The organism is endosymbiont of unidentified scaly snail isolate Monju (assembly GCF_000801295.1).
Lineage (GTDB): Bacteria > Pseudomonadota > Gammaproteobacteria > Chromatiales > Chromatiaceae > MONJU.
Map to the genome: position 1 here is coordinate 1,910,667 of NZ_AP012978.1, position 14,290 is coordinate 1,924,956.

Consider the following 14,290-nt stretch of genomic DNA (forward strand, 5'->3'; position numbering starts at 1 on the left):
CATGACCCTGATGAAGACGACAAATCCCTGGAGCCTGCTCGAGGAATTCAACCGCGAATTCGCCCGCATGATGCCCGGTTTTGCCGACGACGACAGCCGCGTGGTCGGCAGCACCTGGTCGCCTGCGGTGGACATCAAGGAAGAAGACGACCGCTTCGTGATCCGCGCCGACATCCCCGGCGTGCCGCCCGAAGACATCGACGTATCCATGGAACAGGGCGTGCTCACCATCAGGGGCGATCGCAAGCACGAGGTGGAAGAAGACAGGGAAGGCTGGCACCGTGTGGAGCGCGCCTACGGCACCTTCATGCGTCGCTTCGCCCTGCCCGAGAACGTGGATGCGGACAAGATCTCCGCCACCAGCAAGGATGGCGTGCTGGAACTGGTGCTGCCCAAGGCGCAGCAGGGCGACCAGCCGCGCAAGATCAAGGTGCAAGGTTGAGGAGGGTGCCATGAGCAGTCTCAAGCAGAATCTCGACCGCGCCTGGGCCCAGGTCCAGGCCGGCTGGAACAACCTGGTGGCCAAGGCCAGTAACGCACTGACCCGCTTCCGCCACCGCGAAGAAGACGAGCAGGACGAACAGTCGCGCGCCCTGCTGCGCACCAGCCCGGAATGGGCGCTGCTGGCCGCCGAAGTACACGAGAGCAGTGACGAGGTGTCGGTGCGCCTGGAGATCCCCGGCATGGAGCCGGAAAACCTCGACGTGCAGGTGGTCGACCGCACCCTGATCATCAGCGGTCACAAGCAGGTACGGCGCGAACGCAAGGAGGGCCGCTACCATGTCACCGAGTGTGCCTACGGCCGCTTCGAGCGGCGCCTGCCGCTGCCTGCCGAAGTCAAGGCTGACCAGGCAGAGGCCAGCTACCACAAGGGCGTGCTTACCCTGGTGCTCCCCAAGACCGAACGCGAGCGGATTCGCCGCATCCCCATAAGCCGCGGATAAAACCCTTTTCCTTACAAAGGCTTAGGCTATCGGCGCCGTTGAAAAACGGTGCCGTTTCTGTTAGGCTTCGCGCCCCTTTGCAGCCGCGTCACCGTCTGCCTCCCGGTGGTCGTGACCGGTTTTCGCGCCATGCCCCGGCATGGCCCAGCCTGGAGACAGCAGATGAGTCAGATCTCGACCCTCAAGCAACCGGCCATCGATCCAGCCAGCGAGACGGCGCGCTTCAAGGTCTATACCCAGCGGGATCTCGACCGCATCGCCCCGCTGGGCAAGCTGCCGGAAGACATCCGCTTCGAGATGCGGGTGGTCTCTTCGGTACTGCCCTTCCGGGTCAACCAGTACGTGATCGACGAACTGATCGACTGGGGCCGAGTGCCGGAAGACCCCATCTACCAGCTCACCTTCCCGCAACGCGGCATGCTGGCGCCCGAGATGTATGAACGCATGGCCGCCCTGCTGCGCCGCGATCCCGGCAAGGCCGAGGTACAGGCCCTGGCGCGCGAGCTGCGCGCCGAGCTCAACCCGCATCCGGCCGGCCAGATGCAGATGAACATCCCGCTGGACGATGCCGGCAACCGTCTCAACGGGCTGCAACACAAGTACCGCGAGACGGTGCTGTTCTTCCCCAGCCAGGGACAGACCTGCCACAGCTACTGTACCTTCTGCTTCCGCTGGGCACAGTTCGTCGGCGACAAGTCGCTGCGCATGGCCACCACCGAGGCGACCGCGCTGCATCGCTACCTGGAACAGCACCGCGAGGTCAGCGACCTGCTGATCACCGGCGGCGACCCCATGGTGATGAAGACCAAGCACCTGGTCGCCTACCTGGAGCCCCTGCTCGAACCCCGATTCGCACATGTGCAGACCATCCGCATCGGCACCAAGGCGCTCACCTTCTGGCCGCAGCGTTTCGTCAGCGACGAGGACGCCGACGAACTGATCCGCCTGTTCGAGCGTCTGGTCGCCGCCGGCAAGCACCTGGCGATCATGGCCCACTACAATCACTGGCAGGAGCTGCGCACCGACATCGCACGCCGCGCCATTGCCCGGCTGCGCGACGTCGGCGCCGAGATCCGTGCCCAGGGCCCGCTGCTGGCACACATCAACGACCGCGCGGACGACTGGGCGCGCCAGTGGCGCGAGCAGGTCCGACTGGGCATCGTGCCCTACTATATGTTCGTCGAACGCGATACCGGCGCGCGTGCCTGGTTCGAGGTGCCGCTGGCACGCGCCTGGGCGATCTACCGCGAGGCCATGCAGCAGGTGTCCGGCCTGGGACGCACCGCGCGCGGCCCCAGCATGAGCGCGGGTCCCGGCAAGGTGGAGATCCAGGGCGTGACCGAGATCCAGGGCGAGCGGGTCTTCGTGCTACGCTTCATCCAGGCGCGCAACCCCGACTGGGTACAACGCCCCTTCTTCGCCCGCTACGACGAGCAGGCCACCTGGCTGGACCAGTTGCAACCGGCCTTCGGGGAAGAAAAATTCTTCTTCGAGGACGAATACCGCGCCATGCAACAGGCGCGCGGCATCACCGACTGACACTCACACCGAGGACGCAAGAGATGACCATCGACCGCATCGTGCTGGCCTTTGCCGGCTTCATGATCCTGCTGAGCCTGGGCCTGGGCGTACAAGGCTGCCCCATCTTCCACAACGAGAACTGGCTGTGGTTCACCGCCTTCATCGGCCTGAACCTGCTGCAATCCGCCTTCACCGGCTTCTGCCCGCTGGCCACCATTCTCAAGAAGATGGGCAAGAAGTCCGGCGCGGCGTTCTGACACCGGCAACCGCCAGGATTCCCGCTCCCGGACTCTCCCACACGTGGCATGGGGGGGCCGGGGAAGTTCCACGACCTTCGGAAAGGGAAGCCCCTTCTCGAAGGCCTCCCCGTGCGCTTTTCCCCCCTGACAGGGTTCATGACCCTGTCAGGGGGGAATACCCGGGCGCAGAGAGTGCCCTAACGGCAGACCTTGCGGCGTTCCGACGCCCGCCGGGCTCGTCACCCCTCCCCGACCTGCGACATCGAGACGCTCAGTGGCCGCTCTTGCCCTTGCCCGCGATGTAATCGGTCAAGGCGAACAGCACCCCCGAGACCACGAAGGTGAGGTGAATGCCCATCTTCCAGGCCAGCTCGCGATGGGTGAGCGAGCCGGCCTCGATGAAGGCCTTGAGCAGCTCCACCGCCGAGATGGCCACGATGGCCCCGATCAGCTTGAGCTTGAGGTCGGAGAAACCCACCTTGCCCATCCAGGCAGGACGGTCCTCGTGGTCTTCGGGGGCGAACTTGGAGACGAAGTTCTCATAGCCACTGAAGGCGATGATCAACAGCAGGCTGGCCAGCAGCGCGGTATCGACCAGGGTCAGGATGCCGATGATAGGTTGAGCCTCGGAACCTGTCAGCACACCGGCGAGCAGGCCCACCAAGGCCTTGCCGAACTTGAACAACAACGCCAGTATCGCCAGCACCAGACCAAAGAAGAACGGGGCCAGCAGCCAGCGCGAACCGAACAGCAGGGACTCGAGAAGGATTTCGAGCTTCTTCATGATCGTTGCTTCACTCCGCCGCAATAGGGCGCGCAATCATATCAGACCGGCTCGGCATGGAGATCGTGCTCATCGTAGCCGGTGATCTCGACCTCGACGAAATCCCCGGGGCCAATGCCCTCCCACTCGCCTTCGATATAGACATGGCCGTCGATCTCCGGGGCGTCGCCCGGTCCACGCGCCACGATACGTCCCGGTTCGACCGCATCGACCAGCACGATGGTACGACGCCGCACCCAGCCGGCCAGGCGGTCGCGACTGATCTGCGCCTGTACCTCCATGAAACGCGCCAGCCGATCCTGACGGACCTCCTCGGGCACCGCCCCTTGCAATGCATTGGCCGCCGCACCTTCCACCGGCGAATAGGCAAAGGCGCCGACCCGGTCGAGCTGTGCCTCCTGGAGGAAGTCGAGCAACTGGTCGAAGTCCTCCTCGGTCTCGCCCGGAAAGCCGACGATGAAGGTCGAGCGCAGGACCAGTTCGGGACAGATCTCGCGCCAGCGGCGGATGCGCTCGAGCATGCGCTCACTGGCCGCCGGTCGCTTCATGGCACGCAGTATGCGCTCGCTGGCGTGCTGCATGGGAATATCCAGGTAGGGCAGGACGTGGCCCTCGGCCATCAGCGGAATCAGGTCGTCCACGTGCGGATAGGGATAGACGTAATGCAGCCGCACCCAGGCCGGGAGTTGGCCGAGCTCGCGCACCAGGGTGGTGATGCGCGTCTCCAGCACCCGGCCACCATGGATATCGGCACGGTACTTCCGGTCCACCCCGTAGGCCCCGGTATCCTGCGAGACCACCAGCAGCTCGCGCACACCGGATTCCACCAGGCGCTCGGCCTCGGCCAGCACCTCGCCGATGGGCCGGCTGACCAGGTCACCGCGCATCTGCGGAATGATGCAGAAGGTGCAACGCTGGTTGCAGCCCTCGCTGATCTTCAGGTAGGCGTAGTGGCGCGGGGTGAGCTTGACGCCCTGAGGCGGCAGCAGATCCAGGAAGGGATCGTGCGGTGCCGGCAGGTGGGCATGCACCTGCTCCATCACCGCCTCATAGGCGTGCGCCCCGGTGATGCCCAGCACCTGTGGATGGCGCTCGCGGATCTCCTCGGCACGCCCCCCGAGGCAGCCGGTGACCAACACCCGCCCGTTGGCTGCCAGCGCCTCGCCGATGGCGGCCAGCGACTCGTCCACTGCCGCGTCGATGAAGCCGCAGGTGTTGACGATCACCAGGTCGGCGGCCTCGTAGCGGGGCACGATCTCGTAGCCCTCGGCACGCAACTGGGTCAGGATGCGCTCGGAATCGACCAGGTTCTTGGGACAGCCCAGGCTGACGAATCCGATGCGCGGCGGAACGGTGTCTGTCACGGTCAGTTCAGGAGGTCGGCGAGGTTGACGCCAGGGCTGCGCTGGACCTCGACCACCAGGGTCTCCGACAACGGCAGATCCCCCTTCTCGATCGGCTCCAGCAACTGCTCGCAGATCTGCTGCACGATCAGCATGCCCTGACGGGTGCGCTCCTCCAGGTCCGGCTGTTGCACGTTCCGGTACAGCTCGGCCAGGTATTCACGGAATACCGGCCCCTGCTGTTCCAGCGGCAATTGCTGGAACGTGTCACGGAAGCTGATGTGCAATTCGTAGTTGCCCTCGGGGGAGGGTTCGACCACCCCGACCCGGATCGGCCCGTCGATCTCCATGTGTGACTCCTGGTACCTTGGTCTGGAAAGGACGAAGTGTGCGCAAGGGTTCCCGTGTTCGCAAGCATTCCTTCGTCCCGGGGAGGGACCGCCCGCGAACATTGGTCCCCCGGGGCACGATCGAGCATTCTGCGAAATCGGCATCCCCGCCGCGAAGAGAGCATGCGGGAAACCCAGAGGCGGGGATCTGGCTGTTAAAATGGCATGCGATTTTCAAATCCGATTCGAGCGGGAAGGGATAACCGGTACCCATTGTCCGAGCCACGCATGAAACACTGCACATTGCCTGTAATCTTTTCTCTCGTTGTTTGCGCGATGGTCCGGCCATTCCCTGCTGCCCAGGCTGCCGCGGGCACGACGGACCCGACCGAGGATCTCCTGCTCGACGATGTGCCGGTGGTTCTCTCGGCCAGCCGGCTGTCGCAACCGATATCGGAGTCGCCTGCATCGATGACCATCATCGACCGCGACACGATCGACGCTTCGGGCGCGCTGGACATCCCCGATGTGCTGCGCCTGGTCCCCGGCTTCCAGGTATCGCATATCAGCGGGGCCAATCAGACAGCGCAGTACCACGGCCTGGCCAGTCAGCACCCCAAACGCATGCAGATCCTGATAGACGGTCGCTCGGTGTATCACTCGGCATTTGGCGGGGTGCATTGGGACAGCCTGCCGATCACGCTGGACGATGTGGACCGCATCAAGGTCTTGCGTGGCTCCAATGCCGCGACATTCGGTTCCAATGCCTTCATGGGGGTGGTGAACATCATTACTCGTCATGCCGCGCAAACGCGGGGAACCTCGGTAACGCTGCTTGGCGGTTATGGTGGCACCCGCGAGGCGCGCCTGCGCTTTGGTGACCGCATCGGCAAGTTCGACTACCGGGTATCGGTCGATGCCTTTTCCACCGATGGTTTTCCCAACCCCCTGGACACCCATGTGTACTGGGATTCGACCGGCGGCCCAGTGCCGGCCAGCTCGGTGGTCACGGGCACGCCTCTGCAACCGGAAACCACGCTCTACCGCCTGGCGCGCAACGACAGCCAGGCCATCGGGCGCTTCGAGTTCCGTGGCGACTGGTTGCTCGACAATGGCGACACCCTGTTGTTCGAACTGGGTTATGTACATAACGATCGCGACAATTCTCTCGACAAGGGGCTCATCGAATTGCTGCGTCCCGATGAGAATCTGCGGGTGAGTTCACAGTTGCTGAGGTGGTCGCGTTTTGCCCCGTCGCTGGGCGACATCTCGCTACAGCTCTCGCACAACCGGTTCAGTTTCGACAGCCGCTTCACCGAGACGCTGATCGACCGCAGTGGCGGCATTCTCATCAACTTCGGTGAGGTAGCCGCCGGCCAGAAACTGCGCAACGATCGCTACGATCTCGAGTGGCAGCATACGCTCCCTTCCAGCGAGTCTGGCTGACGTGTCGTGTGGGGCGGCGGATTTCGTCTGGATACGGTGAGCGGGAGCAATTTTTCTCTTGGTGACAGGGACGTGCAACGGAAGCAGTACCGCCTGTTCGTCAATACCGAAAAGCACCTGGGCAAGCGGGAGCAATGGGTGATCAATGCCGGGGTGATGCTGGAGCACCAGCAGGACCTGGGGCGCTTTGCCTCGCCACGGCTGGCGCTGAACTAGCACCTGGACGAGTTCAACACGCTGCGCGTTGCCGCCTCCCGGGCCTGGCGCATGCCGTCGTTCTGGGAACAGGCCGGGGAATCGCGGCTTCGGGCACTCGATCCCCCCCCTGGCTCCCTTTCCAGGCGTAACACCTGCCCCCTTCGACTACCTGCTCTACACCAGCATTCCCGGATCCCTGCGCCCAGAGCGCCTGGACACCCTGGAACTGGGCTTTCTCAACGCCCAGTGGATAGAAGGGCTGTCCTTCGATGGCCGCCTGTTCGTCGAGAAGCTGCACGACTATATCGACGAGGTGCGTCACATCAACGGCTGCAACGGATGCGACACCGCAGGCACCGTGCTGCCCTTGCTCAACCCGCACGACCTGCTGATCCACGAAAACGCCGGCTGGATAGACATGACCGGCGCCGACCTGCACCTGCGTTATGCCCTGGACGACCGCACCACCCTGACAGGCTCGTTCAGCATCGTGCGTGCCAGCGGCGAACGCATCAAGCGCCGGGATGCCACGGGTAACGTGGTGTCGGTAGCGCAGATCGACGACTATGTACCGAAACGGACCTTCAGCGCCCTGCTCTCGCACCGTTTCGACCACGGCTGGTCGGGCTCGCTGGCCTGGTATGCCATGAGCGAGATGAACTGGCCCAACGATGGGGATCGTCTCGCCCCTTACGACCGTCTCGACCTGCGGCTTGCCCGACGCCTTACCCTTGCAGGCAACAATACGCAGATCGAGTTGATCGCCCAGAATCTGCTAGGCAATACCTATATCGAGTTTCGGGACGACAACCAGTTCGAGCGCCGGTTCTTCATCAGGCTCAAGATCGAAACACCCTAGGCACCCGTCGGACGAGGCCCGTGACAAGGATTCTCAGGCAATACCAGGAAGGTTACTGTCGCACCGGCTCATGGGTGGTGCGCCTGTTCGCCTGCCTGCTGGCCATGTGGCTGGACGTCGCCACCGCTGCCCCGGCCAGGCAAGTGAAACACGTCCCCGATATCGCGCTGATCCTGTCCAGCGAGGCCTATCCCCTGCGACAGGCGGCAGATGGATTCCAGGAACGATTGCAGGCCCTCTGCCGCACCGGGACACGCTGTCCCTCGGTCATTGCGCTATCACTGTCCGAGATGGAAGCCAGATCACTGCGCCATCCCCGCCTGTTCGTCAGCATTGGCTCTGCTGCCGCACGCCACCTGCTCGAACGCTATCCCACGGCACACCAACTGCACCTGATGGTATCGAAGAACACCCACTCGGCGCCATCCAGCAGCCCGGTCTCCGCCCTGTTCATCGAGCAGCCTCCCGGCCGGCTGCTGGATTTCTTGCATTTTCTGCTGCCGGACAGGAGGCGCATCGGGATATTGTCCACCGAGGACTCGCAGGTCTTCGTCGAGTTGCTGGAAGGCCACGCACAACGGCATGGGCTGGATTTGCGTGACCGGATGATCGACGATACCGAAGGTATCGGTAAGCAATTGCACGCACTCAACCGGAGTATCGACCTGTTGCTGTCCCTGCCCGATCCCGCGATCTTCAACCGCCAGACCCTGGCGACCATTCTGCTGGCCTGCTATCAGGACCGCATTCCGGTGATCGGCTTTTCGGCCGGCATGACACGGGCAGGAGCCCTGGCCTCGCTGTATACCCCACCGGAAAAGATCGGCAGCGAGGGAGCGGACCTCGCGCTGCGCCTGTTGCATGGTGCTGCGCCGTTTCGTGCCTATTCCCAATACTTCGAAGTCACGGTCAACCGGCGAGTCGCCCAGGCCCTGCACCTGCATCTGCATCTGCATCTGCCAACCGACGCCGAGCTGGATGATTGGCTCGAGGAAATGCAATGAAACGCCTCAGCCTCTACAGTCTGCGCGTCAAGGCCCTGCTGCTGGGTGTCGTCCCCGCGATGCTGATGAGCCTGCTGATCGGCGCCTACCTGATCGGCGTCCGTTTCGCCAGCCTGGAAGAGGCGCTGGAAAGCCGAGGCAAGGCACTGGCCAACGAGCTGGCCGCCATGTCGCTCTACGGCCTGTTCAGTGGCGACCGCCATACGCTGGAATCTTCCGTGCGTTCCTTCCTGTCGCGCCCCGATATCGTGAAGATCCGGGTACGTGACAACCACGGCAAGCTGCTTCTCGAGCTTGAAAAACCCAAACTGAGCCAGCGCATCCGGGAAAAGAGCTCGGTGCGTCTGCACAACTTTCGCTCCCTGGTCAGAGGCATCTCCCTTCCAAGTCCAAGCGATCTGCCAGGCGATGCCGAAACACCTGACAATCCCAGCCCCCCTGCACTGGGCATGGTCGAGTTGACATTGATCGACGAATCGCTGGTGTCATTGCAGCACGAGGCCCTGATCACCACCCTGGTCATCATTACCGCTGGCATCCTGCTGACCTCGCTGATCGCGCTGTTCATGAGCGAACGCGTGGTACATCCCATCATCGCGCTCTCCGAAGCAGTCGAACGCATACGCCGGGGCGACCTCAGTGCACGCGTGGAACAAGGCTCACGGGGCGAAATCGGCCTGCTGGAGGCCGGCTTCAACCAGATGGCCCAGCGCATTGCCATGACCCAGGACGAATTGCAGGCAGAAGTGGAGCAGGCAGTGAAAGACCTGCAAACCACCATGGACGCACTCGAGGTCCGCAACATCGAGCTCGACCTGGCGCGCAAGCGTGCGCTGGAGGCAAGCAAGGCCAAGTCCGATTTCCTGGCGATCATCAGCCACGAGATCCGCACCCCCATGAACGGCATCACCGGCTTCGCCCGCCTGCTGGCACGCAGCAACCTGTCGCCGGAGCAACACGAACAACTCAAGGCCATTCAAGAATCGGCCGACAACCTGCTGGCCATCATCAACGAGGTGCTCGACTTCTCCAAGCTGGAATCCGGGCAGCTCCAGTTCCACGATGAACCCTACCGTGTGCGCTCGCTGGTCAGCAGCGTCATCACCCTTTTCACGCCACAGGCCGAGGAGAAGGGCCTGCAACTGCGCCACCTGGTGTACGACGATGTGCCGACCTGGCTGGTTGGCGACAGCCTGCGTATTCGCCAGGTGCTGATCAATCTGGTCGGCAACGCCATCAAGTTCACCGATTCGGGGAAGGTGACCGTAAGGGTGATGCTCGACGGCGACGATGACGAAGAGCTCATCACCTTCAGCGTGCAGGACACAGGCATCGGCCTCGACCCCCTGCTGGGAGACCGCCTGTTCGAGCCCTTTACCCAAGGCGAGAGCGATACCACGCGACGCTACGGTGGCACGGGTCTGGGGCTGAGCATCAGCAAGAAACTGGTCAAGGGCATGCAGGGCGGCATCGGCTTCGACAGTGAACCCGGCAAGGGATCGACCTTCTGGTTCAGCCTGCCGTTGCGCACCCCCGAGGAACTGTTCGAGGACTCCAGCATGGCGGCCGTCGACGATGACAGTTTCCTCTCCCATACGCCGCTGGCAAACATGCGCATCCTGGTGGCCGACGACAATCCCATCAACCTGGAACTCACACGGACCGTTCTCCAGCGCCACGAGGCCACCGTCAGCACCGCAACGACCGGACAGGAAGCACTGCAACTGGCCGAAAGACAATCCTTCGACCTGATCCTGATGGACATCCACATGCCGGTGATGAGCGGCCTGGAAGCAGCCAAGGCCATTCGCAACGGCAGCGGCCCCAACACGGCAACCCCTATCGTCGCCATCACCGCCGATGTCACCGCTGCCAATCAGAAGCGCATCTTCGCCGTGGGCATGAGCGAGATCATCATCAAGCCGTTGGACGAGACCCGCCTGATGAGTGTGATCAACAACCTGTTCCAGTTGCGTGATCGCCTGGACGAGCAGGCAGACGAAAAGTCGCACGCGACAGAAGGCGAACCGGCGCAGGACGAGGATCTGCCGATAAGGGACAGGGACTGTGCCTTGCGCGTGGCCGGCGGTGACCAGCAGGTCGCCGGCCGGATGTTTCGCATGCTCGTGGACAACCTGGAAAAGGATCTCCCCCAGCTCCAGCGTCTGGCACAGAGCGGCGACATGCATCAGCTCTGGGAACAGGCCCACAAGCTCAAGGGCGCAGCAGCGGCCTGTGGCACCCCGGCTCTGCACCGGCTGCTCGACCGCCTGGGAAGTGCCGCGCGCGCCAACGATATCGGCAAGATCTCGGTGCTGATCGAAAGGCTGGCCGAACAGCTCTCCCTGCTGCGCCAGCAGGACTGATCAGCGAGCCGCCTCGTCCAACCCTTGTCTTGCTGCCTCTACCGCTCGGTCGAGATCACGCTGCACCTTGTCCAGCACAGCCTTGCCCCAGTGCACCTGCTGCCCCTTTACCGCCGCCGTCAACTCGCGTCCCTCGAGCACCCGGTCGCCCATGCGTACCCGGTAAGGCAGGGTTGCATAGGCCAGCAATGGCGTGGCGTGTTCCATGGCGCCAGGCTCCACCGCCTCGTATTCGTAGAAGCAACTCAGCGTTTGCCCAGACGCGCTGACCTTCACCTCGGCATATTCCGGCTCGACGATGCGATCGCCCGCATGCCGCCACTGCGCCACATCGACACCCGTCAGGTCTGCCGCCAGCCCGCGACAAAAGCTCACCCGCGGATCCTCCTGCGGCCCGCTGCAAGCGGCAAGCATGCCCGATATGGCCAGCCCCGCTGCCCACCTGCGAATAAACTCCATTCCCCGGATCTCCCTCTTGTTGTCTACACCGCAATATCCACCCATACCGGCGCGTGGTCGGAAGGCTTGGGCATGGCACGAATCTCGTAGGAGATGCCCGCATCGCGTACCCGCTCGTTGAGCGGCGCGGTGGCCAGTTCCAGGTCGATGCGCAACCCACGCCTGGGTTCGCGCTCGAAACCGCGCGAGCGGTAGTCGAACCAGCTGAAACAGTCATCCACCTCGGGATGCACGGTGCGGAAGGTATCGTGCAGTCCCCAGTCGAACAGGCGTTGCAACCATTCGCGCTCTTCGGGCAGGAAGCTGCACTTGCCCTCGCGCAGCCAGCGCTTTGCGTTGGCCTCGCCGATGCCGATGTCGCGGTCCTGCGGGGCGATATTCATGTCACCGATGACAACCAGGTTCTGCGTAGGCTCGTATTGCTCCTCGAGCATGGCCTGCAGCTCGGCGTAGAAGCGCCGCTTGGCCGGAAACTTGGTCTCGTGGGAGCGGTTCTCGCCCTGCGGAAAATAGCCGTTGACGACGGTGATGCGCTCGCCGCCCGGGGTGGCATAAGTGGCGGTGATCAGGCGTCGCTGCGCGTCCTCGCCATCGTCTGGCAGACCCAGGCGACAGTCCAGCGGCTCACTCTTCGACAACAGTGCCACGCCGTAATGACCCTTCTGACCGTGAAACACCACGTGATAGCCCAGGGCCTCGACCATCTCGCGCGGGAACTCGCTGTCCTGCACCTTGGTCTCCTGCAGGCCGATGATGTCGGGATCGAGCCGGTCGCGCAGGGCTTCGAGCTGGTGCGGGCGCGCGCGGATGCCGTTGACGTTGAAGGATACGATGCGCATTCAGGTATTCCCCGTGATCTCGTGGGTCTCGCGTTCGCCCATCGCCTCGCCGTGACCGTAGGCCTTGCCCCAGGCCATGACACGGTGGGGCTGGAGCTCGGCCTCGTCGTCGAGTGCCTCACCGCAGGGACAGTCTTCGCCCAGCAGATCGCGCAGGGCACGCAGCATGCCGTTGGCATAACCCCGGTTGTACCAGTGCTGGCCATCCTCGTGGTGTTCGAGAAAGTCGGCACTGCCGGTGCGCAGTTCGCGCACCAGGGCACAGAGTTGTTCCAGCAGTTCGGACGGAATCGCGGACATCGGTATAATGTCGTAAAAGCAGCAAGCCTAGCAGGCCCGGCCTGCCTCAGTCATCTCGGAAAACGCCATGCCTCTGTCTTCTCTCCTTGCCGGCCTCGGTCCCATGCGCATGATGCTGCTGGCGCTGGCCCTCCTCTGCAGCCCCCTGGTCTGGCTGGCCGACAGCGAACCGGAAGGTATCGGCGTGCTCTTCGCCTATGTCGTACCAGCGCTGGTAGTGATCCTGTTCTTCATCCTCATGCTCGATACCCTGATGAACCGGGTGTTCATGATCGAACAGGACAGCGACACGGTAGCGCGACATCGCTTGCGCCTGCGCGCCGACCTGCTCGTTGCCGCCGTGCTGGTGGCCAGCTGGTTCGGCTGGTTCCGCGACATCGGCGCCCTTTGACCCCGTAGGAGGCCCGTCCCCGGGCCGAATGAACATGCGCCACCAGGAGTCCCGAACAACCTGCCGGTTCGTGGCGGGGGCGGCGCTCCTACGGTCTGCGCCGGTCGGTAGCATGCAGGAAGCCCGTCCGCGGGCCGAAGAAACCACCGATCAGCCTTGAAGGGCCTTCAGGTGTTCGTGCAGCGGCTCCATGACCGGCGCCAGTTTCTTGCGCATCAGGCTGCCGATGGCGGTGGTGCCCTTGAAGACGGGGCGGACTACGCCATATCCCATGCCCGAGAGCAGACGCACTGCGATCAGCGGGGCTGCGAAGGCCGTATCCAGGGCCAGCACCGCCTGCGCCCCGGCATCGGCCGCCAGCCAGTCGTGCGCCTCGGCCTCGAGTTCCTCGGGGGTGGCATCCACGGGGGGTCTCGCGCAACATCGAGAAGTAATGCGCGATCAGGTCCAGGCTGATATTGACCACGTCCTGGTTGGATGGCTTCTTGAAGATGCGGAACACCGTGGCCAGCCAGGACTGGCCGGCGGGAAAGAACACCCGCGCCAAAGCGCTGGCCGCGGCATTGCCCGAATCAGCGAGCCCGCGTAACGCTGCCTGATGCGTCTCCCAGAGCGGATGGGCAGCCTGCTCGTCCGGGATCGCATCCGGCAGGGTGGCGATGAAACCGACATAGTATGGCGGCTTGCGTGCGGCGCGGCGCCACAGGTCGAGGCGCTCCTGCTCATCGAGCAGGCCGGGCTGCAACACCAGGCGGATGGTCTCGATCTGCTTTTCAGGCTCGCTCTCGAAGGGCAGGAACTCGACCAGGTATTCGGCCAGCACGCGCCCCATGCGGCCTTCGACCACCGCCGGCTTGCGCAACATCTGGCGGGCATTCTCGGCATCTTCCATGGCCCACCAGGCACGCCGCGCCAGTTCGTCGGTCAGCCCCGGCGCGCAGACCGCCGCCACCACCGCCTCGGGCTCACCGAGCAACAGCAGTTGCTCGAGGCTGTCGTCCTTCATCTGGCCCATGCGGGTCCAGCGTTGCAGATACACGGGGTAGCCGCCGGGCGACCCCAGCACGTGGCCGGAGATCAGCTCCTTGACCTTCTTGATGTACTGCTCGTCACGACAGGTCGGCTTGAGGCGGATGCAGGCCTCGCCCTCCTCGGTGAGGCCGTGCACTTCCATCGCAGATTCCTTGATGCGGATGGCCACCGGCTTGTTGGCCAGCAGCACGTTGAGACGCAGCGCGTCTTCGGGAGACAGGTCCATGGTGCGCTGG

General features: G+C 63.7%; 17 protein-coding genes. 10 read left to right on the forward strand and 7 right to left on the reverse strand.

The genetic code is table 11. The features are described from left to right. Window position 1: 1 nt before the first annotated feature. The 4 genes from EBS_RS09135 (at window position 2) to EBS_RS09150 (ending at window position 2,722) form a co-directional block, all read left to right on the forward strand. Window positions 2–442 (forward strand): Hsp20/alpha crystallin family protein, encoded by a 441-nt coding sequence (locus EBS_RS09135; protein ID WP_043108365.1) that lies wholly within the window; start codon window positions 2–4, stop codon window positions 440–442. A gap of 10 nt (window positions 443–452) precedes the next feature. Then, on the forward strand, window positions 453–944 hold the full coding sequence (locus EBS_RS09140; protein ID WP_043108366.1) for an Hsp20/alpha crystallin family protein: 492 nt from the start codon (window positions 453–455) through the stop codon (window positions 942–944). Between the two features lie 171 nt (window positions 945–1,115). Beyond that, the gene (locus EBS_RS09145; protein ID WP_043109609.1) at window positions 1,116–2,483 is read left to right on the forward strand and encodes a KamA family radical SAM protein; all 1,368 of its coding nucleotides are present in this window, start codon (window positions 1,116–1,118) and stop codon (window positions 2,481–2,483) included. Between the two features lie 23 nt (window positions 2,484–2,506). Continuing rightward, on the forward strand, window positions 2,507–2,722 hold the full coding sequence (locus EBS_RS09150) for a YgaP family membrane protein (RefSeq protein WP_043108367.1): 216 nt from the start codon (window positions 2,507–2,509) through the stop codon (window positions 2,720–2,722). A gap of 253 nt (window positions 2,723–2,975) precedes the next feature. Here EBS_RS09150 and EBS_RS09155 read toward each other — a convergent pair whose 3' ends face one another. The 3 genes from EBS_RS09155 to EBS_RS09165 are packed head-to-tail and all read right to left on the reverse strand — an operon-like array spanning window position 2,976 to window position 5,181. Next, the gene (locus tag EBS_RS09155) at window positions 2,976–3,488 is read right to left on the reverse strand and encodes a TIGR00645 family protein (protein WP_052199463.1); all 513 of its coding nucleotides are present in this window, start codon (window positions 3,486–3,488) and stop codon (window positions 2,976–2,978) included. Window positions 3,489–3,529: 41 nt separating this feature from the next. Then, a complete protein-coding gene (gene rimO, locus EBS_RS09160; RefSeq protein ID WP_408065670.1) occupies window positions 3,530–4,852 on the reverse strand; it encodes a 30S ribosomal protein S12 methylthiotransferase RimO in 1,323 nt (440 codons plus the stop codon). Window positions 4,853–4,854: 2 nt separating this feature from the next. Next, window positions 4,855–5,181 carry a hypothetical protein gene (locus EBS_RS09165; RefSeq protein ID WP_043108371.1) on the reverse strand — a complete coding sequence of 109 codons (327 nt, stop codon included), beginning with the start codon at window positions 5,179–5,181 and terminating at the stop codon, window positions 4,855–4,857. A 315-nt stretch (window positions 5,182–5,496) separates the two neighbouring features. Between EBS_RS09165 and EBS_RS09170 the strand changes: the two genes are divergently transcribed. From EBS_RS09170 to EBS_RS09185, 5 genes are all read left to right on the forward strand, one after another. Further along, window positions 5,497–6,606, forward strand: coding sequence for a TonB-dependent receptor plug domain-containing protein (locus EBS_RS09170; protein WP_269446333.1), 1,110 nt, complete (start codon window positions 5,497–5,499; stop codon window positions 6,604–6,606). A gap of 72 nt (window positions 6,607–6,678) precedes the next feature. Further along, window positions 6,679–6,822, forward strand: a complete 144-nt coding sequence (locus EBS_RS14300; protein WP_171816231.1) for a hypothetical protein — start codon at window positions 6,679–6,681, stop codon at window positions 6,820–6,822. A 28-nt stretch (window positions 6,823–6,850) separates the two neighbouring features. Next, on the forward strand, window positions 6,851–7,663 hold the full coding sequence (locus tag EBS_RS09175) for a TonB-dependent receptor domain-containing protein (RefSeq protein WP_043108373.1): 813 nt from the start codon (window positions 6,851–6,853) through the stop codon (window positions 7,661–7,663). Between the two features lie 20 nt (window positions 7,664–7,683). After that, window positions 7,684–8,667, forward strand: coding sequence for an ABC transporter substrate-binding protein (locus EBS_RS09180; protein WP_148307719.1), 984 nt, complete (start codon window positions 7,684–7,686; stop codon window positions 8,665–8,667). Further along, window positions 8,664–11,033: an ATP-binding protein gene (locus EBS_RS09185; RefSeq protein WP_043108376.1), complete on the forward strand. Its 2,370-nt coding sequence runs from the start codon at window positions 8,664–8,666 to the stop codon at window positions 11,031–11,033. Before EBS_RS09180 ends, EBS_RS09185 begins: the two co-directional genes overlap by 4 nt. Here EBS_RS09185 and EBS_RS09190 read toward each other — a convergent pair whose 3' ends face one another. From EBS_RS09190 to EBS_RS09200, 3 genes are all read right to left on the reverse strand, one after another. Next, window positions 11,034–11,408 carry a hypothetical protein gene (locus EBS_RS09190; RefSeq protein WP_148307720.1) on the reverse strand — a complete coding sequence of 125 codons (375 nt, stop codon included), beginning with the start codon at window positions 11,406–11,408 and terminating at the stop codon, window positions 11,034–11,036. A 107-nt stretch (window positions 11,409–11,515) separates the two neighbouring features. Further along, window positions 11,516–12,331, reverse strand: coding sequence for an exodeoxyribonuclease III (gene xthA / locus EBS_RS09195; protein WP_043108379.1), 816 nt, complete (start codon window positions 12,329–12,331; stop codon window positions 11,516–11,518). Continuing rightward, a complete protein-coding gene (locus EBS_RS09200; RefSeq protein ID WP_043108380.1) occupies window positions 12,332–12,631 on the reverse strand; it encodes a hypothetical protein in 300 nt (99 codons plus the stop codon). Window positions 12,632–12,698: 67 nt separating this feature from the next. Between EBS_RS09200 and EBS_RS09205 the strand changes: the two genes are divergently transcribed. Next, window positions 12,699–13,022: a hypothetical protein gene (locus tag EBS_RS09205; RefSeq protein WP_148307721.1), complete on the forward strand. Its 324-nt coding sequence runs from the start codon at window positions 12,699–12,701 to the stop codon at window positions 13,020–13,022. Window positions 13,023–13,110: 88 nt separating this feature from the next. On the opposite strand, the gene EBS_RS09210 is transcribed toward EBS_RS09205, so the two are convergent. Continuing rightward, window positions 13,111–14,280 carry a sulfur reduction protein DsrS gene (locus EBS_RS09210; RefSeq protein WP_231892791.1) on the reverse strand — a complete coding sequence of 390 codons (1,170 nt, stop codon included), beginning with the start codon at window positions 14,278–14,280 and terminating at the stop codon, window positions 13,111–13,113. Window positions 14,281–14,290 lie beyond the last annotated feature (10 nt).